The 24,387-nt window shown below is 47.1% G+C and carries 22 protein-coding genes and 1 riboswitch; of the genes, 2 read left to right on the top strand and 20 right to left on the bottom strand.

The window, feature by feature from the left end:
* Positions 1 to 48 precede the first annotated feature (48 nt).
* From DW183_RS09465 to DW183_RS09400, 14 genes are all read right to left on the bottom strand, one after another.
* Positions 49 to 681: an endonuclease III domain-containing protein gene (locus DW183_RS09465; protein WP_118281754.1), complete on the bottom strand. Its 633-nt coding sequence runs from the start codon at positions 679 to 681 to the stop codon at positions 49 to 51.
* A gap of 11 nt (positions 682 to 692) precedes the next feature.
* Positions 693 to 1,964, bottom strand: coding sequence for a bifunctional folylpolyglutamate synthase/dihydrofolate synthase (locus DW183_RS09460; protein WP_118281753.1), 1,272 nt, complete (start codon positions 1,962 to 1,964; stop codon positions 693 to 695).
* A 5-nt stretch (positions 1,965 to 1,969) separates the two neighbouring features.
* On the bottom strand, positions 1,970 to 2,806 hold the full coding sequence (locus DW183_RS09455; protein WP_118281752.1) for a DegV family protein: 837 nt from the start codon (positions 2,804 to 2,806) through the stop codon (positions 1,970 to 1,972).
* 138 nt (positions 2,807 to 2,944) lie between these two features.
* On the bottom strand, positions 2,945 to 4,099 hold the full coding sequence (locus DW183_RS09450) for a transglutaminase domain-containing protein (protein ID WP_118281751.1): 1,155 nt from the start codon (positions 4,097 to 4,099) through the stop codon (positions 2,945 to 2,947).
* Between the two features lie 33 nt (positions 4,100 to 4,132).
* Positions 4,133 to 5,422: a M18 family aminopeptidase gene (locus tag DW183_RS09445; RefSeq protein ID WP_118281750.1), complete on the bottom strand. Its 1,290-nt coding sequence runs from the start codon at positions 5,420 to 5,422 to the stop codon at positions 4,133 to 4,135.
* Positions 5,423 to 5,699: 277 nt separating this feature from the next.
* On the bottom strand, positions 5,700 to 5,903 hold the full coding sequence (locus DW183_RS09440) for a cold-shock protein (RefSeq protein ID WP_118281749.1): 204 nt from the start codon (positions 5,901 to 5,903) through the stop codon (positions 5,700 to 5,702).
* A gap of 94 nt (positions 5,904 to 5,997) precedes the next feature.
* On the bottom strand, positions 5,998 to 6,504 hold the full coding sequence (locus DW183_RS09435; protein WP_118281748.1) for a DUF5721 family protein: 507 nt from the start codon (positions 6,502 to 6,504) through the stop codon (positions 5,998 to 6,000).
* Between the two features lie 72 nt (positions 6,505 to 6,576).
* The gene (locus DW183_RS09430) at positions 6,577 to 8,283 is read right to left on the bottom strand and encodes a S8 family peptidase (RefSeq protein WP_118281747.1); all 1,707 of its coding nucleotides are present in this window, start codon (positions 8,281 to 8,283) and stop codon (positions 6,577 to 6,579) included.
* A gap of 13 nt (positions 8,284 to 8,296) precedes the next feature.
* A complete protein-coding gene (locus DW183_RS09425) occupies positions 8,297 to 11,023 on the bottom strand; it encodes a hybrid sensor histidine kinase/response regulator (protein ID WP_118281746.1) in 2,727 nt (908 codons plus the stop codon).
* A complete protein-coding gene (locus tag DW183_RS09420) occupies positions 11,024 to 12,466 on the bottom strand; it encodes an HD domain-containing phosphohydrolase (RefSeq protein WP_118281745.1) in 1,443 nt (480 codons plus the stop codon).
* A gap of 30 nt (positions 12,467 to 12,496) precedes the next feature.
* A complete protein-coding gene (gene clpX, locus DW183_RS09415; protein WP_118281744.1) occupies positions 12,497 to 14,005 on the bottom strand; it encodes an ATP-dependent Clp protease ATP-binding subunit ClpX in 1,509 nt (502 codons plus the stop codon).
* A gap of 93 nt (positions 14,006 to 14,098) precedes the next feature.
* Complete coding sequence (locus DW183_RS09410; protein WP_118281743.1) at positions 14,099 to 14,788, bottom strand: MgtC/SapB family protein; 690 nt, start codon at positions 14,786 to 14,788, stop codon at positions 14,099 to 14,101.
* A gap of 24 nt (positions 14,789 to 14,812) precedes the next feature.
* The gene (locus DW183_RS09405; RefSeq protein ID WP_118281742.1) at positions 14,813 to 15,541 is read right to left on the bottom strand and encodes a glycerophosphodiester phosphodiesterase; all 729 of its coding nucleotides are present in this window, start codon (positions 15,539 to 15,541) and stop codon (positions 14,813 to 14,815) included.
* A 20-nt stretch (positions 15,542 to 15,561) separates the two neighbouring features.
* Positions 15,562 to 16,881, bottom strand: coding sequence for an MFS transporter (locus DW183_RS09400; RefSeq protein ID WP_118281741.1), 1,320 nt, complete (start codon positions 16,879 to 16,881; stop codon positions 15,562 to 15,564).
* 172 nt (positions 16,882 to 17,053) lie between these two features.
* Here DW183_RS09400 and DW183_RS09395 point away from each other — a divergent pair, with 172 nt between their 5' ends.
* A complete protein-coding gene (locus DW183_RS09395; RefSeq protein WP_118281740.1) occupies positions 17,054 to 17,707 on the top strand; it encodes an alpha/beta fold hydrolase in 654 nt (217 codons plus the stop codon).
* Between the two features lie 9 nt (positions 17,708 to 17,716).
* On the opposite strand, the gene DW183_RS09390 is transcribed toward DW183_RS09395, so the two are convergent.
* The 6 genes from DW183_RS09390 to DW183_RS09365 form a co-directional block, all read right to left on the bottom strand.
* The gene (locus tag DW183_RS09390; protein WP_118281739.1) at positions 17,717 to 18,493 is read right to left on the bottom strand and encodes a sulfite exporter TauE/SafE family protein; all 777 of its coding nucleotides are present in this window, start codon (positions 18,491 to 18,493) and stop codon (positions 17,717 to 17,719) included.
* A 2-nt stretch (positions 18,494 to 18,495) separates the two neighbouring features.
* Positions 18,496 to 18,930, bottom strand: coding sequence for a MarR family winged helix-turn-helix transcriptional regulator (locus DW183_RS09385; protein WP_118281738.1), 435 nt, complete (start codon positions 18,928 to 18,930; stop codon positions 18,496 to 18,498).
* A 170-nt stretch (positions 18,931 to 19,100) separates the two neighbouring features.
* The gene (gene dapB / locus DW183_RS09380) at positions 19,101 to 19,862 is read right to left on the bottom strand and encodes a 4-hydroxy-tetrahydrodipicolinate reductase (RefSeq protein WP_118281737.1); all 762 of its coding nucleotides are present in this window, start codon (positions 19,860 to 19,862) and stop codon (positions 19,101 to 19,103) included.
* A gap of 37 nt (positions 19,863 to 19,899) precedes the next feature.
* Positions 19,900 to 20,784 (bottom strand): 4-hydroxy-tetrahydrodipicolinate synthase, encoded by an 885-nt coding sequence (dapA, locus tag DW183_RS09375; RefSeq protein WP_118281736.1) that lies wholly within the window; start codon positions 20,782 to 20,784, stop codon positions 19,900 to 19,902.
* A 133-nt stretch (positions 20,785 to 20,917) separates the two neighbouring features.
* Positions 20,918 to 21,093, bottom strand: a riboswitch (Lysine riboswitch).
* Positions 21,094 to 21,150: 57 nt separating this feature from the next.
* Entirely contained in the window at positions 21,151 to 21,633 is a 483-nt protein-coding gene (locus DW183_RS09370) for a cob(I)yrinic acid a,c-diamide adenosyltransferase (protein WP_118281735.1), read from the bottom strand.
* Between the two features lie 91 nt (positions 21,634 to 21,724).
* Entirely contained in the window at positions 21,725 to 22,363 is a 639-nt protein-coding gene (locus DW183_RS09365) for a single-stranded DNA-binding protein (RefSeq protein WP_118281734.1), read from the bottom strand.
* Between the two features lie 185 nt (positions 22,364 to 22,548).
* On the opposite strand from DW183_RS09365, the gene typA reads away from it, so the two are divergent.
* Positions 22,549 to 24,381: a translational GTPase TypA gene (gene typA / locus DW183_RS09360; RefSeq protein WP_118281733.1), complete on the top strand. Its 1,833-nt coding sequence runs from the start codon at positions 22,549 to 22,551 to the stop codon at positions 24,379 to 24,381.
* Positions 24,382 to 24,387: the final 6 nt, after the last annotated feature.

Raw genomic sequence — 24,387 nt, 5'->3', positions numbered from 1 at the left:
TACAACGAATAGAAAAGATACGCAATTCTTATGTGCAGTTTTCATAATTTATATCCTCTTCTTGCAAATATCCGCCAGACAGCATTTATCACAATAAGGTGCAGTCCGCGCGGTACACACGGCACGTCCGTGATCGACAAGACGATGGCAGAGTTCACTGCCCTCCTCCGGTGGCACAATCTTCCAAAGTTCCATCTCCACTTTTTTCGGATCCTTGATGCCGTCCACCAGTCCGATCCGGTTGCAGAGTCGGATACAGTGGGTATCCGTCACGATCGCCGGCTTGCCAAAGACATCCCCCATGATGAGGTTGGCACTTTTTCGCCCCACGCCGGGCAAGGAAAGCAGGGCATCAAAATCATCCGGCACATGGCAGTCATACTGATCGCGCAGCATCTTCATGCAGGCACTGATGTCCCGCGCCTTACTTTTGCCCAGTCCACACGGATGGACATATTTTTCGATTTCTTCCGGGGTCGCCTCCGCCAGCGCCTCTACCGACGGATAAGCCGCAAAAAGATCCTGCACTACAACATTGACTCTGGCATCCGTACACTGGGCAGCCAGACGCACGCTGACGAGCAGTTTCCACGCATCATCATAATCCAGGGTACAATGAGACTCCGGGTATTCTTCCTTTAATCTTTCTATGACAAGTTTTGCTAATTCTTTTTTTCGCATCCTTTTCTCCTCTACTCATACTCCGGCAGATGTATGCTTCCGCCTTCAAATATTGCCTTGACCTCTCCTATAAAATAAAGAGATCCAAAAATAATAATACGTTCTCCTTTTTCTTCTCCTAAAGCGATCGCCTTTTGGATCCCATCCAAAAGATCTCCACTTACGGAAGCAGACATTCCATCTTCCAAAAGATCCTGACACAACTCGTCCGCCTGTAAACTGCGACTGGTATCAACCGTAGCACACAAAAAGGTGTCCGCCAGCGGATACATGCACCGCATCATGGCTCTGTAGTCCTTATCTGCCATAACTCCTACCAAAAAGACAAATTTTTCATCCGGAAACATATTTTTTAGTGAGTTGAATAACGCTTCAACTCCATGCGGATTATGAGCTCCATCTACCAAAACATACGGTTTCTCGGACAAAACCTCCATTCGTCCTGGCCACTTAGCTTCCACTAACCCTTGTCGAATGATTTCCTCTTTTTTCGACAAAAAGTTATCCCCGAGATATCCACAATGGTTATTGAATAATGTTTCCACTACCCCCACAGCCAATGTGGCGTTAGCCCTCTGAAATACGCCGTTTAGCGGTATTTCGTAGGTTGAGATTTTTGTCAACAAGTTATCCACATTTGTAATGGGGACATCCAAAATCTCCGCCTGTTTTTTTATCACATCCGCTGCTTTTTCATCCATAATTCCAAGAACTGCATGGGTACCTTTTTTCAAAATCCCGGCTTTTTCCGCTGCAATTTCTTCTATGGTATTTCCAAGAATTGCCGTATGATCATATCCAATATTTGTAAACGCACAAACCTCAGGAACAACTGATAATCCCGCAGTCGAATCTTTCGCCCCACCGAGTCCCGTTTCTAAAACAACGAAGTCACAATTCTTCTCTTTAAAATATAGCACTGCCATTCCCAGGCACAAATCAAACATCGTTGTTTCCTGTCTCATCGGAAGTGCTAACACACGTTCTCCTAATCGTATGACATCATCTTTTCCAATTTCTTCTCCGTCAACAACGATACGTTCTGTAAAGCGGATCAGATGTGGTGATGTAAATCTTCCTACAACAAAACCGGCAGCATGTAATATACTACTTACAAATGCTGCCGTTGATCCTTTTCCATTGGTTCCGGCAATATGAATGATTTTCATGCCCGTTTCCGGATGTTCTAAACGTTCCATCATTTCCGCGGTCACATCTCTTCCATATGCCTTTCCAAATCTTCTTTTTGATTGTATGATTTCGATAATTTCTTCGTATTGCATGTGCGCTATACCACCATGATAATGCCTCCGTCATTGGCGTACATACTGCTGACACCTGCCGTATCAACAATAAAAATATCCTTAAAAGAGGCTACCTTTTCTATTTTTTCTTTTAATTGTAGCGCACGCTCCCTACAGTTACAATGGGAAATTGCCAGAACACGGTTCTCACAGTTCTTGGTCACTTCCATCATGGACTGGACCATGCGATCCAATGCCTTATTCATGCCTCTTGCCTGCGCCAACTGTTGAATGGAGCCTTCCTCGGTCGATCCCATGATCGGCTTGATGTTGAGGGTGCTGGCAAGTTTTGCCTTCAGATTGCTGAGACGCCCTGCTTTGCGCAGGGTCTCTAAGGTCTCCAGTACAAAGAAAGTGTGCTGGTTTTCGATGTAATTACCGACATTTTCAACCACTGTCTCAAAATCCATACCGGCTTCTTCACAGGATGCAATATAGAGTCCGATCAAAGATTCCCCGACAGAAGCGGACTTGGAATCGATCACACAGATCTTCTTATCCTCATGGTCTTCTAAGAAAAGATCCTTTGCCAGACAGGCACTGTTGTAGGATCCGCTCAACTGTGATGACAGGGTGATCACATAAATATGGTCTGCATCACAATCCATCGCCTGCATATAGGCATCCGGGGAAGGACAGGCTGACTTTGGGCTCTCCTCACTGGCAGCGACCTTTTTCAAAAAATCTGCCTGATCAAAGGTCATATCATCAACGATCTCTGCATCATCGACCTGTAATGTCAGCGGAACATTGGCAAAATGTCCGTTCTCTTTCATTTCTTCTGATAATTCTCCACAAGAATCAATGATTATTTTATACATAAAAACGCCTCCCAACCTGTTTGTGGTTTTGTTTTATTTCTCACGTGGTTTTCATCACCACATCATAATAATATATAAAACCACTTTTGTAAATACTTTTTGCGCATTTTCCAGCAAAAGTGGCTTTTTCCTACTCTTTTACAAGACAAAAGTCAAAATATAGAGCGATTGATTTTCAAAATAGGTCAGTTCCTGCTGCCCCTCCAGATATGTAAAGATCCTATCCTGCCCGATCAGATCGTCTTTTACTTGCAGGTAATCCTGCAAATTTGACATACGAAGGGAGATTTCTGTCGCGCCCCGTCGATATTTTTCTCTGATCCGGCTGCCAATAGCAGACAAATCTGCTGTCTCAAAATACAGACCTTCCTGATAAAAGTAATTGTCCGTCACAGATTCACAGGCAGGCAGGTCAAAGGGCATATCCGCCGTATGGGTCGCCGCCAGATCCTGCGTACTGGCGCCCAGATAGCCATAATCGATCTTCTTGGCACCCTGCAATTCTCCCAGAAAATGGGTGTTGCCCCAAGTGGTATCAATATAATAGTATTCTCCGTCCAGATTGACCAGATTCCATGCATGGTTATCGCCACCTGCCAGACCGGTCACCACGATAGACGACACGCCCAGTTGCCACAAAAGATATTGCGTCGCATCCGCATAGCCCTGACAAACCGTCTTCTTACCTATAAATACGCTGATGATATTCTGATTATTCTGGCTATCGGCATCATAATCCACCTGACTGATCAGTGTTTCATAGACATACTTGACTTTTTCATAATCGGAGGCATCGCTGTCGATCCCGGCCAGCCAGAGGTCTGCAACATCGTCGATCTGCGCTTGCAATTCCTCCCGCTCCTGCTGGGTATAGGTATAGGTCGGCATAAATTCCATGCCGATCACCTGATCAAAACTGGAATAGGTGTTGTACTGGTAACCGGATGTCCAGAAAAGCCCGCCGTAATCTGCCATCACACAGCGATATGCCTTGTCTAAGACATCCTGATCCTTGGTGGATACCGTCACGCAATCGGTATGATGCTGGATGCAATCTAAGATCTGATCGTAGACTGTCTGCTCCTCTGCCGACAACTGCTGGTAGGCAAAGCGGTCTGCCGAAATGGTCTCAACCTCTTTTGCCTCGCCCACAACGACCTTTTCCAGCCGCCCATTGACGGTCTCCTGTAAAAAATCCACCGGACCGCAGGCAGTAAGAAGTAAAAGGCAAAGACTGCATACAAGCCCCAGACAGGCATATATTCTATTATGTCCTTTTGTATTTTTTCTCATTCTAATTTCCAAAGGTTAAAAAATCGTTAAAGTTCAGGCTGCTCCATAAAAAGATACGATCAGATCTTTCAGGTTGCCGTAATCTGCCTGCCCCATCAATTCTCTTGCGGAATGCATGGCAAGCATAGGTACACCCACATCGATCGTGCGCATCGGTAAAAGTGCAGAGGAAATGGCTCCCAAAGTACCGCCGCCCACAATGTCAGATCGATTCGTATATTTCTGGTAAGCGATCCCATTTGCCCGTGCGATCTGCTCTACAATGCCAATGGCTTCGCAGTCCGTAGCATAAGATTGAGAAGCAGCCTCCTTGATGGCAAAACCATCTCCCATGATCGGCTGTGATGTGATGTCTGCTTTTTCCACATGATTTGGATGCAGGGCATGCGCCACATCCGCAGAGACCATCAGTCCCTGATAAATGGCATCTTTTGCAGTCCGAGCCGTCCATCCCATAGATTCATAGATCTTTTCGATGACATCGGTGAGAATGGCAGATCCTGCGCCCTGCTTGGTCCGGCTGCCGATCTCCTCATGGTCGTAACAAATGCCGATATTTAAATGCTTGTCACAAGTTGCCTGACACATAGCCTCCATGATCGCAGCACAGGAACTGATATTATCAATACGCGGCGATGAGATCATATCCTCTCGCAGACCGATCTGAGCCGGTTCTTCCCAGACATAGATAGACAGTTCAAAGTCCAGAATATCCTCCACCGGCACTTGCAGTTCTTTTGCCAGAAATGTCATAAAGGCATCCTCATCCTCGCCCATGCCAAGCAATGGCAGCATATCGGCCTGGCGGTTGAGTTCTATGCCCTTATTGATCTCACGGTTCATATGGATGGCAAGGTTTGGGATGGTTGCCAATGGTCTTTTACTGTCGTACAGGCGCATCTGCGGATGTAGGCACTTATCTGACCGCAGTGCCACGCGTCCGGCGATCCCCAGCGGACGATCCAGCCATGTGTTCAGAATGGCTCCGCCGTAGACTTCCACATTCAGTTTATGATATTTCTTGGTCTTGACATCCGGGCTGGTCTTGATCCGCATACAAGGATAATCCGTATGTGCCGCAGCAATGCGGAGTGCGATATTATCCTGACTTGCCAGCATCTCATCCTTTTTTGGCACGGTAAATGCCAGGATCGTTGTGCCATGATGATTGATATAATACTTTTTGCTTTCTTCCAGATGCCATGCTTCTTCCATGGCAAGCGGTGCAAAGCCTGCCGCCTCTAAGTCTGCTGCGCACTGCTGCACCAGATGAAACGGCGTGATCCCCGCCTTCAAATATTTCACTAAGATCTCATTCTTCATTCTACTTCCTCCATATATAGCATATCGCCTTTTCTTACTGTCATACGTCCTATCTACGCAGGACGGACAACACTCTTTGTATAGGAAACAATCTAGGGCAAGTATGACCGGGGGCACTGATGTTCCCGTCCTGCGCAGCCGCCGCAAAGCAAAAGGCGACATGCTATGCACGCCGCCTTTCCTTAATCATGCTGTATCCCAATTTCCTGCTCAATTTAAATCAAGATGTATAAACTAAAAAGGTACATTGAAAACGGTCTGATTAATACTTCGTAGATTAGCCTACTACTGTTACGTTTACTGCCTGTGGTCCCTTAGCACCATCTGTAACATCAAATTCTACAGCAGCGCCTTCTTCTAAAGACTTGAAGCCCTCCATGTTAAGGCCTGTGTAGTGTACGAAAACATCATTGCCTTCTTCGTCAGAGATGAATCCGTAACCCTTCTGGTTGTTGAACCACTTTACTGTACCCTTGCTCATTACAAGTACCTCCAAAAAAATTATCTATATTGGAAACCAATATGTGATTAGAGTAGCACACAAGCGCCGAAAAGTAAAGGCATTTCGGTCTTTCTTACACGGCTTTTTCCACTGCGATCGAAAGTCTCCCAAAAAAGGCTAATACCCATGTTTTCCATGCTTCTTCCATGCTTCGATCCAGAGAAAATCCCTGCATGGTGCAACCTGCCGTCACCAGTAATTCTTCCCCGACATAGCGTAAATTCAGGGTCAGATTGGCTACCTCGGACGGCTGGATGGAAAGACTCTGTCCCTCTATGATCTCGCGTAAAAGTTTTTGCGGACATAGAAAGGTAAAATGAAAAGATGCCGGTTTGCGCTTGCCCTTGATCATATCAAAGCACAATTTGCGCACATATCCATAAGGCACACAGCGTTCCCCGGACAGTCCTTCCTCCAAAAGTTCCTCCTCGGTTAGATAGCCCTTGGTCAGATGTCCGTCCAGAGAATAAGTCATCCTGGTCGTGATCGTCGCATCTGACAACAAGAAACGATCAAAGGCTTCCGACGCCAAAAGGTCATTCATGCAATTTTTTACATCTAATACTTTAAGTGCTAACATTCTCTCTCCTTGGTATCTGTGATAGGTCACTGCCTCTATTTTAACAGAACTCCTGCTTCCCGCCTATCCTTATTATATACGCCGGAAAGATTCATACAGATCCAGCGCCCCATAGCCCCACTGCCTGTTGGGATAAAGGTCACCGGGGATCGCCCTTGCCCCCCGGATCAAAAAAATTTTAACTTGTGTCGTATTGACCAGAGTATCCTGCCGTCTGTCGCACCATTGCAGATAAAGTGCCGCGGCCCCTGATGCGATCGCCACAGCCCCGCTGGTACCGGTCTGCCTTTCATACCGGGCTTCCGCCGGGAAATTGCCCCTGCCTGCTACTGCTCCTTCGACCGCATAGCCCGGTGCCGCCAGATCCGGTTTGATCCGCCGGTCTATAGTATAGCCACGCCCGCTTTCCAAAAGAATAGCATTTTCCACGGCATTGTAGCCTGCAATGGTCAGAACGCGGTTGGCATTCGCCGGATTCATAATGGTCGTATCCGGGTTGGATGCCAGAAAGTAGATGCGCCCACATGTCAGCGCCTGCCCCGGCAGATACATATGAAATTCTCCCGGCTGTCCGTTTTCGCTGTAGACCCGGATCCGCCATATGCCCTGCGCCGGTTTTGTAAAACGATAATAGATCAGTTGGTTGCCTGCCGTGGCTTCCGGGAAACTGTAGTCCACTTCCACCGTCGTTCCATCCAGAGGAAAATCATAGATCTGACTACCCGCCGTCTGGATCCCGACCGCCGGATGTACCTCCCCGGAAGGCGAAACGATCGCCACCTCATAGCGGGCAGGTGCCAGACACCACTGTTCCATGACAAAACCGCAGACATCTTCTTCCACCACAACTTCCACCTGCCGGTAGGCCTTTTTCCCCAGTCCTTCTTCTATGTCCTCCGCCGTAAAGACTCCCTGAAAATGCTTTCTTGCCGCCGCAAGATTTCCGGTCGCCGTCACTACGCATCTGCGGTAGGCAACCGCCAGATCATTCAGATAAAGTGCCAGGGAATTGTTGCCGCTGTGGCTGCTGAGCCCGCAGCCCAAAGACATACAGATCACGAGCGCCTGCCCCCGCATCCTTGCCAGTTCATCCAAAAACTGTATGCCGAACATGATGTCATTTTCCGCATAGCAGGTCGCATCCTCCGGGATAAAATAATACTGGCGCAGATAAGGTTTTGCCTCTTTTAAATGCACCATGGCGATGTCCGCCGCCGGTGCCGCCCCACTGTGATCTCCTACGTCACTGCCTGCAGCCACGCTCGCCACATAAGTTCCGTGCCCGGTCGCATCACGATTGCCATAGACAGAAAGGCTATCTTTTCCATACACTCTGCCGTAATAAGGCTGTGGCAGGTCATCCGCCGTTCTGGCCGTGCCTTCGTTTTCTTCCACATAATTCTGATCCCAGACCGCGACGATTCGGCTTTCCCCAGCGGCATCCAAAAATGCCGGATGGGTCGTATCGATCCCAGAATCCAAAAAGCCGATCAAAACGCCTTTTCCATCCAAGCCCAGCGCCGGGTTTTCCCGCACCTGCAGGATCCCTGCTGCATCCAGGGCTTCCATGGACAGAGGCTGGTAGCAGTTTGGTATGGCATTATAGTGGTAATTTGCCACCCGAAAGTCGGGATAGCGATCGCGCGAGACAAAAAGAATGGTGTAATTGTTCCCCACATCCAGACCACAGATGCCATCCGAAAGCGGAGGCAAATATGCCGTGTTGCGCACGATCAGATCGTAATAATCATTTCCATAGATCATATCATAACAATTCATATGATATCTTATGCTATGATCTGCTTTTTATATCCAATTCCTGCAAAAATTCTTCCAGATAAGTCTCGCCTTCCTCATAGGCAAAATCCATAAAATACGCATGGGTCTGCTCATAGGCAGCCTGCTCGCTTTCCGGCAGGGCGATCTGCCCCAAGGTCTCCAAGCCCCGCTCGATCGATCCGGTATCATAGGAAGCAAAAGCCTCCTTGATCTCCTGCCAAAGATACTGCCTTTTGTCGCGAGACATGACCTTTTTCTGCTCCGACTCTTTTTCCGTCTTTGCCAGAGCATCCTGCATATAGGAAAGTTCTGCCCGCACTTCCTCTAAGGCATCATCCATACAGGAAAGGAGTTCCTCGATGTGGCGATCGATGTATTTCTGATTGCCTACGATCGCCGCCATTTCTAAAACTTCCGCATATTCGCTGAGATATTCCTTCTTGATCTGTCGGCTGGCACTCTTGACACCATGCACCTTGGCACGGAAAAGTTCCCGGTCCTCCTTAGCATAGACTGGTAGTTCCTCCCGCAGTTCTTCCATCTCATCCAGATAGGTCTGCAAAGCCCGCGCATAGATCTCGATATGATGTGCCTGCCCTGCGTTGTCCCGCAAGACGACCGGCGTCTGCTTTTCTTTGGGCAGCAATTCCTCCAGCGTGTTTTTGAAGCGGAACATATCGATCGGCTTGCCCAGGAAGGCATCAAATCCCTTGTCCTTAACAGCCCGTAAAATATCTTCCTGATCGCTCGCCGTCAAAAGCACCAATGGCACTTGACTGTATTTGCGGATCTCGGCTCCCGCTTCCAGCCCATTGACTTCCGGCATAAGATAATCCAAAAAGATCAGATCATAGTCCTCATGTCTGGCAGCCTCAACTGCTTCCATACCGTTCGCCACGATGTCCAGTTGTACTTTCCAAGGGGCTATCATATGGCGGAAGATCTGCTGATTGATGACCATATCATCTGCCAATAAGACCCGCGCCGTCGGATAGACATAATCCGGGCAGACATCATCCTTGTAGTTGACTATTCTATCAACCAAAGTAAAGTGATTGATCTCACCCGGCTGGATTTTGCCTTCATCCGCCTTTCTATGGCAGAAGGTCACCTCTACCCTTGTACCCTTTCCCTGCTGGCTCTCCACCTTGCAATCGCCCTGCATGAGTTTGCACAATTCCTTGACAATAGTCATGCCAAGTCCTGTACCCTCCTGTCCGTCCACGGTATAGGTCCGATAGGACTCAAACATATGCGCCATCTGTTCTTCCGTCATGCCCGCTCCGGTATCCTCGATCAGGCAGCAGAAACGCACCCGGTCATCTTCCAGATCCTGACAGGACAGGGTCAGGTCGATCTGACCGGATTTGGTAAATTTGACCGCATTGGAGATCACATTTTGCAGGATCTCCCGCACATGTTCCTCATCCCCAATGACTGTCTGCGGGATCGGCGTTGCAAACCGCGCCCGACAGCCGACATCATGCCCATGCAAGTTGTATAAGAGCATCTGCATGAGTTCCGTGATCAGGTGTTCCATGGAATAAGCGTGTTCTTCCAATTCCAAACGTCCCACTTCCATCTTTGAATACAAAAGGATCTGATCGATCTTTTCTAAAAGATCATTGCCTGCCCCTCGCACATAAGAGATCATGGCACGGTTTCTGGCAGAAATGGCATGGCTGGTCATGAGGATGTCACTGGCTCCTATAATGGCATGCACCGGTGTCCGCAGGTCGTGGCTCATGGTCGCAAGCATGTGGCTTTTCATCTGTGCTTGCCACTGTGCCGCCTTGCTCTCCTCGGTCAACTGCTCCAGACGCGCCCGCTCTGCCGTCACATCTGCAACCGACAACTGATAGCCTAAAAGCCGCTTGCCCTGACAGATGATACGCTCTTTACATTCATAAGTCTTGTCCCGATAGACATAATCGCCCACACTGCCGTCCTGCACAAAGATCATATCCTTATGTTTCCAGAAGAAGTCATGGATATCCTCAAAATTGCAAAACTCCTTGCCATCCAGGAAAATATCCATCGCCATACCATTGGCATCGATCAATTCCAGGTTTTTATCCAGCAAAAACTGCGCCACACTGGAATTTGCAAAAGCATTCTGCTGCATGACCACGCTAGTCGCCACCAGACGATTGGCAAAGATCAGATATAAGATGATAAGACAACTTGCCAGACATACCACCAAGAGCAGGGAATGTCCCCGTGTTGATTTGACCTGCCAGGTACTGCCCACCACAGACGGCAGACAAATGGCGATAAACATAAGGGCATTCGTAATGCTGTCGCGTTTGGAAAAATGCTGTGTCTCATATGAATATAAGGCTCCCGCCGATACAAAAAGCGCGTTAGAGATCGTAAAGAAACGAAATGCCACCACATAGGTATCCGGCTGGTCGAAATGTAAAAATATCAGGATAAGTAAAACGATCAGATAAAGAAATAAGCCCACATGGATAGCATGAGGCAATTTGATATGCAGATAATCGACCGCATAATAAGAGATAACGGTCGTCAGCGTCAGTATCAGAAGATTTTCCAACTGGGCAAAAAGACCTACGGCTCCCGTCAGCATCAAAACGATCCGATAAAAATCAAAGACGGCGATTACGCCTAAAAAGAGAGGCAAAAGACGATGTTCTCTGGAATACACATGATGCGCGATATAGGCAAATACCGTGACCAGTGTCACCAGCAAACATACCACTTGAAATCCAAATACCATCTAATTTGCCTCCCATCGGTTTATGATACGCTCGATCTCGGAACGTATGTAAACCGGCTTGTATGGTCTGACGACATAGCCCGCCACATTTAAGTCCTTGCATGCCATGATCGTCTTGGTGTCACAGAGGGCAGATACAAACATGATCGGCACACTCTCCTTTGTCATATCCATGACCCGCTTTGCCGCCTCGATGCCATCCATCTGCGGCATGTCGATATCCAACAGGATCAGATCCGGGTATGGATTCTTCTCTAAATATTTGATCAGTTGTGCGCCCGACTTCAAAAGCGTCACCTTGTAATCATCCTTTAAAATGTCATAGATCATCTGTAAATTGGTCTTCATATCATCCACCGCGATGATATGAACCTCCCGCTGATGCTTGATCATTTCCTTCCGCTCGGCCTCAGAAGAAGTAGAAACTTCCTGCTTGCCCTTTGGCGGTAAGATGGCGATCGACATATTGGCACGGTCAGACAGATCCAGTGTCGTGCCATCCAAAAGCCGCACGATCGGTCGCAGATTGTGGGCATCCGCATTCTCCTTGATCACACCGACCCTGCCATCGGACAATTCCACCTCGGTGCCCTTTGGATAAAGAGGGATGGAACGCAGCATGACCTCAACAACCTCCCGGTCAAAAAGGATCCCGCAACCGCCCATGAGATACTCTGCCGCTTCACACGGCGCATAAGGCTCTTTGTAAGGACGCTTGGAAACCAGCGCATCATAGACATCTGCCGCATGTAAGATCTTGGTAAAAAGAGTCTGCTCCTCACCCATGACACCATTAGGATAGCCTGTCCCATCGACATTTTCATGGTGAAAGAGAACCGCCACCTTGATCTGTGCAGAAAGGTCAAAACGATCCTTGATGAGTTCATAGGAAATGACCGGATGCTCCTGCATGCGCTTGTATTCTTTCTGGGTCAGACGCCCCGGCTTGTTGAGGATCTCCCCCGGGATGGCAAGTTTGCCCAGATCATGCAAAAGGGCTGCCGTGACCAGTTGTGCCATCTCTTTTTCATTCATGTGCATTTCCATGCCGATCACACCGCACAAAACACCTACATTCACGGAATGTGCATAGGTATAATCGTCATAGGAACGCAGATCCAGCATATCCAAAGAAATCCTTCCCTTGGAAAGGATCTCTTCGACCAACTTTTCTGCCACGACCTTGCAGCCGTCAATATCTCTTTTTTCGATGCAATCCATGCCCTCCGCACGCAGTTGCGGCGAAATGGCATCCTCCACCTCAATGTCCTGTGTCAGTTCATCCTCGATGTAGATACCCGCATAGCCGTATTCGATCAGTTTTTCGATGTAATTGTCCGTCAGCAGGATATGACTGCCAACCAGCGTTCGCCCATTACTATCATATAGGCTGGTCGCCAACTGCATCCCTGCTTTTGCTTCCGTCAGTGCGATGTATCTCATGTATATCTACTCCCTCAATACCGTAAAAAATTATCCTTCGATCAGATTGGCTTCTGCTCCGCGCATAACGATCTTTGGTCCGCCCTTTTTCGTCACATAGTCCTCTGTGATAATGACTTTCCCGATGTTGTCATCCTTAGGGATCTCATACATGATATCCAGCATAAACTCCTCTATGATGGCACGCAGGGCTCTTGCGCCAAGTTCTCTCTGCTTTGCCTGTTTTGCAATGGCATGCAGTGCCTCATCCGTAAACTCCAACTTGACCTCATCCAGTTCCAGTAACTTCTGATACTGCTTGATGATGGCATTCTTTGGCTCTTTCAGAATACGGACTAACATATCCTCATCCAGTGCCTCCAGTGAAAAGAGGATCGGCAGACGTCCCAGAAATTCCGGTATCATGCCAAAATTCTTGAGGTCTTCGACTGTCGCCTTCATCAGGATATTTTCTTCCTTGTCGTACTTATCCTTGAGATCTGCCATAAAGCCCATGGAAGATGCCTTGTTGAGTCTCTCCTTGATGATAGAATCCAGATCCGGGAAGGCCCCGCCGCAGATAAATAAGATATTCTTGGTATCTACGATGGTCATCGGCACCATGGCATTCTTGCTGCTGGCTCCGACCGGAACCTCAACCTCGGCTCCCTCTAGGAGTTTGAGCATGCCCTGCTGTACGGATTCCCCGCTGACATCACGCTGATTGGTATTTTTCTTCTTTGCCAGTTTGTCGATTTCATCAATAAAGATGATACCGCGCTCTGCCTTTTCCACATCATTGTCTGCTGCCGCCAAAAGTTTGGAAACAACGCTTTCGATATCATCACCGATATAACCTGCCTCGGTCAGAGAAGTCGCATCTGTAATGGCAAGCGGCACATCCAGGAGGCGCGCAAGTATCTTTACCAGATAGGTCTTACCACTACCGGTCGGTCCGATCATGAGCATATTGGACTTTTCGATCTCGATCTCATCCATGGTCCCGGTTGCCACACGCTTGTAGTGATTGTAAACGGCAACGGACATGACCTTTTTGGCGTATTCCTGTCCGACCACATACTCATCCAGTTCTGCCTTGATCTTGTGTGGTGGCGGAATATTCTTGATATCCAGCACAGGTGCTTCCTGCTTGTCTTCTTTCTTTTTCTTCTTTTTCAGACGCTGTGAGTTTGGCATGTTCGGCATGAAATCAGAAAGATCCGAAAGATTTACCATGCTGATATTTGGCATCTTGGAAAAATCAATGTTGTTTAAACTTGCATTGTCCCCACTGCCAAAGCCAAAACCTTCCATGGAATCAAAGGTCTTTTGCATACAGTCGTTGCAGATACAGATGTTATTTGGAATGTGGATCATCTTGCCGGCAACAGACTCCGGTCTGCGGCAGATATAGCAGATATCCTCATAATCATCCTTTTTGTCGTTATTCGGATCTGCGACGCTCGGGTCTACCGTAGTATCACCTGTCACTTCTACGACATCCGCATCCTTGTCTTCTTCATCTATTACTTCTCGAAAATCATTATCGTGTTCTGACATATTTTTTCCTACTTTCTGTTTTTACTTATATTAGAGAATTATAAAACAAAAAAGGGGGAAACTCAACCGAGTTTCCCCATATTTGCATCTCTGTTATCGAATTTCTTCTATGTAATGGATCGAATCGTTCTGATTGAGTCCATTGATGAAGTCTGCATGCGAACATCGCTTGTTCAGATCGATCACGACCATAAGCACCGTGTCCTTGCCCTGTAAAGATTGCCGCTTCTGCTTGTCAACGGAAGCAATCTCGTAGCCATTCTTGGTCACATAATCATACAGCACCTCAATGCCGTCTGATTTATCCACTTCCAGATACAACTTAATCTTGGTGTTATGCTCATCCACATAATGGCTTAAAGCTGTCAGCACAGTCATAACGAAAGCGATGAAAAAGAAAGCCAGCAGGCTTCCTGCGATATATCCCGCGCCGATCGCTATGCCAAGACAGGCGGTCGTCCACAGACTTGCCGCCGTCGTCAATCCCTTGACGTAATTCTTTCCGGTTACAATGATCGTACCTACGCCGAGAAAACCAATGCCGCTGATGACCTGTGCCGCCAGTCGGGCAGGATCTCCCGTGCCATATGTCACAACCAGATATTCATCTGTGATCATGGCAATGGTGGCTCCCAGACAGACCAGCGCAAAGGTGCGCAGACCTGCGGGCTGCCCATGCGATCCACGCTCCAAGCCGATCAATCCCCCCAAGACCGTCGCAAGCGCCAGACGCACAAATACAGAGAGCAAATTAAACTGCTCTAAATATTGTAACATTTCCATGTCATCCCCTTATTGTATATTGTCTTAGCCGACTACCTCTTTTGCGATATCCGGGTAGTTAGTGATGATAGCATCCACGCCGTACTGACAGCACATTTCCATATATGGTCTCTCGTTGACTGTCCAGACGTTGAGTTTGAGTCCTTTTTCCTTGCACTCTTTGACAAATCCGTCATATTGCAGATTGTAAAGTGCAGGATGGAGTGCGTTGACACCGTGCTTTACGCCGTAAGACGGCATATCGATCGGACCGTCTGCATATAAAAATCCAACCTCTGCATCCGGCTTCAACTCGTGGATACGTGTCACTGTGTAATGATTGAAGGAAGAATAGCAAACGCGGTCTTCCATGCCCATTTCCTTGGCCAGGGCTAAGATCTTTTCCTCGATCTTTTCATAAAATACCACACCGGTCTTGATCTCAATGTTGATGAAAAGCCCGGTTGGCTTTAAGAGTTCAAACACTTCTCGCATGGTAGGGATATCAGCATGCTTATACTCCGGTTTGGTGCGGTTGTAATTGAATGCCCGCAATTCTTCCAAAGTATAATCCTTGACCCATCCCTTGCCATCGCTGGTACGGTCGATCATCTCATCATGGATGACGACAATCTGGTCGTCCTTTGTCAACTGGATATCCAGTTCTACTCCGTCAGCGCCTAAATCTACCGCCTTCTGAAAAGCGGCAAGTGTGTTTTCCGGTGCATATCCGCTGGCTCCTCTATGCGCCCATACAAGTGGTTTTGTTCTCATTATGTATTACTTCCTCTCTCTTAATCTTCAAAATCAAATGCATCAATACCCTGCTTGATACCTTCTCTGCTGTCGCCGTGTTTTACAAACTGCATGGTAATAAATGCGATCACCATAAAGACTGCGGCATATGGGAACAGCGCCTTGTAGCCGACATGCTCCATCAAAAAGCCTGCCACGATCGGTGTAACGATCTGTGCTGACATACTAAAGGTATAGTAATAGCCGGTGAACTTACCGATGTCACTTCCCTTACACATTTCCAGAACCATCGGCAGACTGTTGACATTGATGCCTGCCCAGCCAAATCCTACTAACAAGAAGAGAACATAGAGAACCGGGCTGAAGGTGTCACTCATAAGTGAAAATGCAAGTGCCACGATAAAACTGATCAGCATCAGGATGATACCACTCAAAATGGTCTTCTTACGTCCAATCTTGGCTGCGATAGAGCCAACCGGAACATAGGCTAAGATGGCGCCACCGGTTGCAACGGTAAGGCAAAGGGATGCCTGACCGGTCGTCATTTCCCATACGCTCTTTGCGTAAGTGGTAAACCATGTCTCCAAAGCATTGTATGCGAAGAACCAGAAAGCTACGGAAAGGAGTAAGAAGATCAGACTTCTCTTGACATCCTTTGGCAGTTCTGCATTACCGGACGCATCCTGTACTTCCAGATTCTCTTCCGGATGTGCAGCCTCATATTCGCGCATCTGCTTATTTAAGTCTACTTCATCTACCGTGATCATAACGATCATGACGGCTACGACCATGATACCTGCTACGATCAGAAAGATCGGGAAGTAGTTCTCATGCTCGCTCTTGGAATTCAAAGTCACACTGGCGATCACCAGATACATGATACCGCCCAGTGCTCCCATCAGATTGATGATGGCGTTGGCTCGGCTTCGCAGTGGCTTTGGTGTGATATCCGGCATCAAAGCAACCGCCGGGCTGCGGTAGGTTCCCATGGCAACCAAAAGTGCTCCCAATACCCCGATAAAGAGTGCCAATTTGGCTGTCGACGGGTTCTCATAGTAAGAATTATCGATGAGTGGGATCAAAAGCATCAGGATGACTGCTGCGATCGTTCCAAACAGGATAAATGGCTTACGCTTGCCCCAATTGCACTTGCACCGGTCGGAAATACCACCAAAGAGCGGCAGTAAGAACAAGGCAAGTACATTGTCCGCTGCCATGATGGCACCGGAGATCGTCTCATTCATATGGAATGTGTAGGTCAGGATGATCGGAATGATGGCATTATACATCTGCCAGAATGCACAGATGGATAAAAACGCGAATCCGACCTGGACCGTCTTTTTTACGTTTAGTTTCATTTGTAAAAAACCCCCTTATTTTTTAATAATACACAAAGATTATACCATTTCGCCCCATGTGGGTAAAGTAAAAAGAACGTTAAATAATAGCCATAGTTTCCATCCCGGAGTTGTAACTTTTTTCCCATCATGCTAGAATTTAGATAGAAATTTTCAGATGCGGGGTTTTACTATGTATATTCAACTAAACGGACAGATATTATCTTATGAAAAAGAGGGAGAAGGCAGCCCCATCATTTTTTTGCACGGCAATGGAGAAACACACGCGATCTGGGATCGCATGATCGCAGAAATGTCCATGGATCATACGGTTTATGCCATCGACAGCCGCGGACAGGGTGAAAGTGCCACCCCAAAAGAATATCATTATAAAGATATGGCAGCAGACGTCATCTGCTTTATCGAGTCCTTACATATTGAAAAGCCGGTCTTGTGCGGCTTTAGTGACGGCGCCATCATCACACTGCTCGTAGCCTTAAAACGCCAGGATCTTCTTTACGCCATTGTTCTGTGCGGAGCCAACCTGAGCCCTAAGGGTCTGACCGGCTCTGCCAGACGCGAGATCAAATCTCTTTACAAAAAGACAAACAGTCCACTGGTGGAAATGATGCTGTTAGAGCCGGACATTGCGCCGGACAAATTGCGTTCCATCAACCTTCCTGCTCTCGTCTGTGCTGGCAGCAAGGATATGATAAAGCCCAAGGAGACCCAGACGATCGCAGATCACCTGCCACAGGCGACCCTGCATATCTTTGAGGGCGAGACACACGGCTCTTATGTCGAGCACACCGATAAACTCGCTCCGGTCTTACGCAAGTTTTTGTAGGGTTTTCATTTAAGACAAAAAGGAAAATCCCATAACGGCAATGCCCAGGACAACCAGAATGATCCCGGTTACCCGGTTTAAAGTCTTTGGCTTTGCCTTATTTGCAAAAATGGCAGCGATCCGCGCCCAGATCAGGGTAAAGACAATGCAGAGGATCCACACGGTCACGTCCGGCAAGCCACCGATCGCAAAATGTGATACTGCCCCGGTCAGTGCCGTAAATGCCATAATGAACACACTGGTGCCTACGGCGGTCTTTAATTCATAACCCAAGACAGATGTCAGGATCAGAAGCATCATCATGCCGCCTCCTGCGCCGACAAATCCACAGATAAAACCGATCAAAACGCCACAGATGATCGACTGGATCACACGTTTTTTCGGTGAAACACTCTCCATAGATTCTTTTGTCGTCATGACCGGTCGGACAATAAATTTTATTCCCAGTAAAAATGTCATAAAGACAGAGAAATTTCCCATGGTTTTCGATGGTACCAAGCTGGAAATGTAACTTCCCACGACCGTAAAGAGCAGAACGCTTGCCATCATGATCAAGCCATTTTTTATGTCCAGATTCTTGTGTTTTCCGTAGGTGTAGGCAGAAATTGCACTCGCCAAGACATCAGACGATAAAGCAATGCCGACTGCCATATAGGGGTCTAGCCCCAAAAATGTGATCAGCATGGGGCTGATGACCGCGGCTGCACTCATCCCCGCAAATCCGGTTCCGAGCCCCGCTCCCATTCCCGCAAAAAAAGTAACTAAGATCGTAAGCAACAAATTCATCTTTACGCTTCCTCCTCAAGTATATAATCAAGATTTTCTTCCATTTTTGTCATACTGCCTAAAAGGATATCCATTGTCTCTTCATCAATCCCCGCAAATAAAAGTGCAACAAAATCCTGCTGCAATTTTCTTCCCTGTGTGATGATCTCATCGGCTTTGGATGTGCATAAAAGTTTCGTCTTGCGACGATCCCCTGCCACTTCCTGTCGCACCAGATAGCCTTCCCTCACCAGTCGGTCTACATTGACCGATACCAGATTTGCTTTCAATTTTCGGATCTCAACAATATCACGGGCAGTTGTAAACTCCGGGTTATTTGCCAGAAACATAAGAATATCCAGGGCTGTCTGCGTCAAATGCCACTTCTTGCGCAAAGGTTTGCAAAGTGCCACATATGCAGTGTCCACTTTTCTGCTGAATTCAAGTCCTGTTTTCATATGCATCTCCTTTCAAAATTGAATTGTTCATTTTTGAAGTATTTTAAGAAAATTACCTCCTTTTGTCAAGATGCATATTTTCATTGTCTCATAAAAAAGGTACTCTGCATCCTACAGAGTACCTCAAATAAAAACCTATATTATTATGTAGGGAAGATAACTTCCCGCTCCTACTTGGCTGCAATGACATCCTTCATATCATAATGTCCTGCCAATTTGCCTGCTAAGAACTTGGCTGCCTCTACAGCACCTTTGGCAAATACGCTCTTGGAATATGCCGTATGCTTGAAGGTGATGACCTCGTCCATACCGGCAAAGATGACCTCATGCTCGCCCACAATGGAACCGCCACGCACAGCAGAAATACCGATCTCTTTCTTTTCACGCTTCTTGCGCTCCTGGGAACGGTCAAACTTGTAAACATAGGAGTTGTCCAACTCCTCGTTGATAGCATCTGCAAGTGCCAGCGCCGTACCGCTCGGTGCGTCCAGTTTCTGGTTGTGGTGCTTTTCTACGATCTCGATATCAAATCCAGCCTCCGCAAACACATCGGTTGCCTTTTTCAAAAGATCCATCAAGGTATTGATACCCAGTGACATATTAGCAGACTTTAAGACTGCTACGTTTTTCGATACTTCCTCTACACGGGCAAGCTGCTCGTCCGAAAGTCCGGTCGTGCAAAGTACCACCGGTGTCCCTGTCGTCTCACAATAATCTAAGAGTGCATCAACTGCCTTGGCATTGCAGAAATCAATGACAACATCTGCTTTGACATCACACTCTGCCAGGCTCTTATAGACCGGATAGTCGTTTGGCAGGCTGTCATTTAAGTCAATGCCTGCTACGATCTCAATATTTTCATCTTCTTTGCAAATGGCTGTAATGACCTGACCCATATGACCATTACAGCCATGCATAATCGCTTTTACCATGCTTAAAATCTCCTCTTCCGTTATCTAGTCTGCCCGATTACAGCAGTCCGTATTCTACCATTGCCTGCTTTAAGACAGCCGCATTAGCATCTGACATTTCGCAAAGTGGCGCACGCAGAGAACCAACTTCCATGCCAAGCAGGTTCAGAGCACGTTTTACAGGGATCGGGTTGACCTCGCTAAAGAGTGCATCAACGAGCGGCAAAGACTTCATCTGTAATTCTAAAGCCTTTTCACGGTCGCCAGCCATATAACTTGCACACATATCATGTGTCTGCTGTGGTGCAATGTTGGCAATAACGGAGATCACACCGATACCGCCGATCGCCATCAACGGTACAACAAGTCCGTCCTCGCCGGAATAAAGGTCCAACTTGCCGTCACACAGGTACATAGTCTTGGATGCCTGTGCCATATTGCCGGTTGCTTCCTTTAAGCCTACGATATTTTCATTCTCGCGAACCAGCGTTGCCACGGTCTCCGGCTGGATATTGCATCCGGTACGTCCCGGTACATTGTAAAGAATGATCGGCAGTTTTGTCTCTGATGCGATCTGGCTGTAATGCTTGATCAAGCCTGTCTGTGTTGCTTTATTGTAATACGGTGTCACGATCAGTGCACCGTCTGCACCGTCTTCCTCTGCTTCCTGGGTAAGCTGGATCGCTGTCTTTGTGCAATTAGAACCGGTCCCTGCCACCACCGGAATACGATGTCTGGTAAACTCCACTGCCGCGCGGATCACGTTTCTGTGTTCTTCCATGGATAAGGTCGCGCCCTCGCCTGTCGTTCCGGCGATGACGATACAGTCCGTGCCACCTTTTACATGAAAGTCAATGAGTTCTTCCAGTTTATCGTAGTTTACCTCTAAATTATCCTTCATCGGTGTAACGATTGCAACTCCTGAGCCTGTAAAAATAGCCATATTCTTCTCCTCCTTTATACAGTATATGCGACCTGTTTGCCTCGTGAAACAATGCATATATGTTTTATCTCTATCTTGTCATAAGGTCTTGCACATAAAAGACCAGCTCTAAGGAGCTGGTCAATACATACGCATCCATGATAGCTCCCCATCTCTTACGAGATGACAGTCACAAGCCTATTAAACTTGCGCCCAAGAAAACATCCGCAGAAGACGTATCCTTTCGGCGTGCCTCCCTTTCCTTCACACTCCACTGTGCCTGCCACATCCTGTGAATTACTAATGAATTACGCAACCTCTACCTTTTTATATAATACTTTTAAACTATAGCATTACGCTATTACCTTGTCAATAAATATCGACGGTTCAGACTTTCTCCGGTACGATATTTAAAATGTTGTCTGCCATATCAAATACACGCGGTAATGAATCCCTGCCTGTCAGTATCACATCTGTGTATAAGGACTTTGCCTGCAAGACCTCTAAGATCTGATCTTCCGTTGCCATGCCTTCCTTTACCAGTCCTAAGACCTCATCCAGAACCAGCATATCGCACTGTCCGGTCACAAGGGCTTTTTTTGCAAAATTCAAGCCATTTTGGATGTTCTGCTTCTGCTCCTGCTTTTCTGCCTCATCCAGCGCATCAAATCCCTCGCTGCAACGTTCAAAGCGAAAGACCTTGACCTCCGGCTCCAGCCTTGTCAGATATTCCGTATCCAGTTGTCCTTTCATGAACTGCACCACATAGGCACTCTGTCCGTTACTTGCCTTGCGGATGGCATTGCCAAGTGCTGCAGATGTCTTTCCTTGTCCCTCTCCGTAATAAATCTGAATAATACCCTTATCCATAATTCCTCCTACGACGGTTGAAATTTAAAAATACATCACCAAGTGCACTCAGTTTACCACAGATTGTAAAATATGGCAATTATGTGAATTTTTAGTCCAATTCTTCAATCTTGCATACAGATACCTCATATGCAATTCTGCGTTCTGCCTCGTCCTCCGATAATTTCTTTACATATTCCCGGCTTTGGATACGACCGATCACGCTGACATGACTGCCGATCTCAAATGTCGTGGCATAACGGGCATTTCTGCCCCAACAGATGCATGGAATGTAATCTGATTTTCCATAAGAGCGGTTAACTGCCACCAGAAGATCTGCGATCTCCCGTCCCAGCGGCGTTTTACGATAAACCGGGGCTTTGCACACATAGCCATCCAGTGTGATGTAATTGCTCTTTCTTTCCTCATCCTCGTTTTCCATATATTCATCTACAAATTCAAGTTCCCTGACAAAGACAGATAAGATCAATCTGTTCTTTGTTTCTTCATGGCGATTATACGAGCGAAATTGTCCCGTCACATGGATCTTTTCACCAATATAAGACTGTGTCGTGTCAATTAATCTTTCAGATACCATGAGTGGAATGTAATCTGCATAATTGCTCAGACGGTTCACGGCTACTTCCACCACAAAAAAACCTTCCCCATACACCTCATGACTGTAAGAAAAATCCGAAACAATTTCTCCCACGATTGATACCTGATTGTTTTCTAACACTTTATCTGCCATTTGATTAGCCTCTCCCTTCTTTTGGATCTTTCAATCTTTTCTCCATTATGGTTTACCATGTGCAAGGTAAAAAGTGACAGGCATTTTGTCGATAAACTTGTAAATCCCTAAATTTGTGGTAAACTAGTACAGTATGTGTAAATTTGTATTATATTAAGGAAAGACCTTATAGAAAGAAGGATGACATGAAGCAATCAAGAGATGACATTCGTAACATTGCCATTATCGCTCACGTCGATCATGGTAAGACGACACTTGTAGATGAATTATTAAAGCAAAGCGGTGTGTTCCGTGCCAACCAGGAAGTTGCGGAACGCGTGATGGATTCTAACGATATTGAGCGTGAGCGTGGTATCACCATTTTATCCAAAAACACAGCCGTTTATTATAAGGATACCAAGATCAACATCATTGACACACCGGGACATGCAGATTTCGGTGGCGAGGTAGAACGTGTCCTTAAAATGGTAGACGGCGTTGTCCTAGTCGTTGATGCCTTTGAAGGTGCTATGCCACAGACCAAGTTCGTGCTCATGAAGGCACTGGATCTGGATCTGCCGGTTATCGTATGTATCAACAAGATCGACCGACCGGAGGCAAGACCGGACGAAGTTATTGATGAGGTATTGGAACTTTTCATGGATCTAGATGCCTCTGACGAACAACTGGACTGTCCATTCGTTTATGCTTCCGCAAAGGAAGGCTTTGCTGTCTTAAATCTGGACGACGAAAGAAAAGACATGGTTCCTTTGTTTGAGACCATTTTAGATTATATCCCGGCACCAACCGGTGATCCTGACCTTGGTACACAGGTTCTGATCAGCACGATCGACTACAATGAATATGTGGGACGTATCGGTATCGGAAAGGTCGACAATGGTTCCTTGCGTATCAACCAGGAAGTTGCCGTTGTCAACCATCATGAGCCGGACAAGTTAAAGAAAGTCCGCATCAATAAGTTATATGAATTTGACGGTCTGGAAAAGGTTGACGTTGAGGAAGCCCGCATCGGTTCTATCGTTGCCGTATCCGGTATCGCGGACATTCACATCGGAGATACCATCTGCAACCCTGACGATCCAAAGCCGATCCCATTCCAGAAGATCTCTGAGCCGACGATCTCTATGAACTTTATCGTCAATGACAGCCCGCTCGCCGGACAGGAAGGTAAATACGTTACCTCCCGTCATATCCGCGATCGTCTGTTCAAGGAATTAAACACGGACGTTTCCCTGCGTGTAGAAGAGACCGATTCTCCGGATTCTTACAAGGTTTCCGGACGTGGAGAACTGCATTTGTCCGTTCTAATCGAAAATATGCGCCGTGAAGGTTTTGAATTTGCCGTATCTAAGGCAGAGGTACTTTATCACACCGATGAGAACGGCAAGAAATTAGAGCCAATGGAGCGCGCTTATGTCGATGTACCGGACGAATTTACCGGTGCCGTTATCGAAAAACTCAGCCAGCGCAAGGGTGAATTGCAGAACATGACCCCGATCACCGGCGGCTACACACGAATCGAATTTTTGATTCCTGCAAGAGGTCTGATCGGTTATCGTGGCGAGTTCATGACCGACACCAAGGGAAACGGTATCATCAATACGATCTTTGAAGGCTACGCACCATACAAGGGCGACATTGCTTACCGTAAGCAGGGATCTCTGATCGCCTTTGAGTCCGGCGAATCCGTAACTTATGGTCTGTTCTCTGCCCAGGATCGTGGAACCCTCTTTATCGGACCTGGCGAAAGAGTCTATGCCGGTATGGTCATCGGATCTTCTTCCCGTGCGGAAGACATCGAGTTGAATGTCTGCAAAAAGAAGCATCTGACCAATACCCGATCTTCTTCTGCGGATGAAGCACTGACACTGGTTCCACCAAAAGTCCTTAGTCTGGAACAGGCGCTGGACTTCATCGATACGGATGAACTGCTTGAAGTAACACCGGAAAGCCTGCGTATCCGCAAGCGTATCCTGGATCCTACTTTAAGAAAGAGAGCCAACTTTAATAAAAAGTAAGGAAAC

The organism is Roseburia sp. AM16-25, from assembly GCF_003473825.1.
Lineage (GTDB): Bacteria > Bacillota > Clostridia > Lachnospirales > Lachnospiraceae > Pararoseburia > Pararoseburia lenta.
The sequence above is the reverse complement of the archived record's forward strand: the minus strand, read 5'-3'. Positions and strand labels throughout refer to the sequence as shown.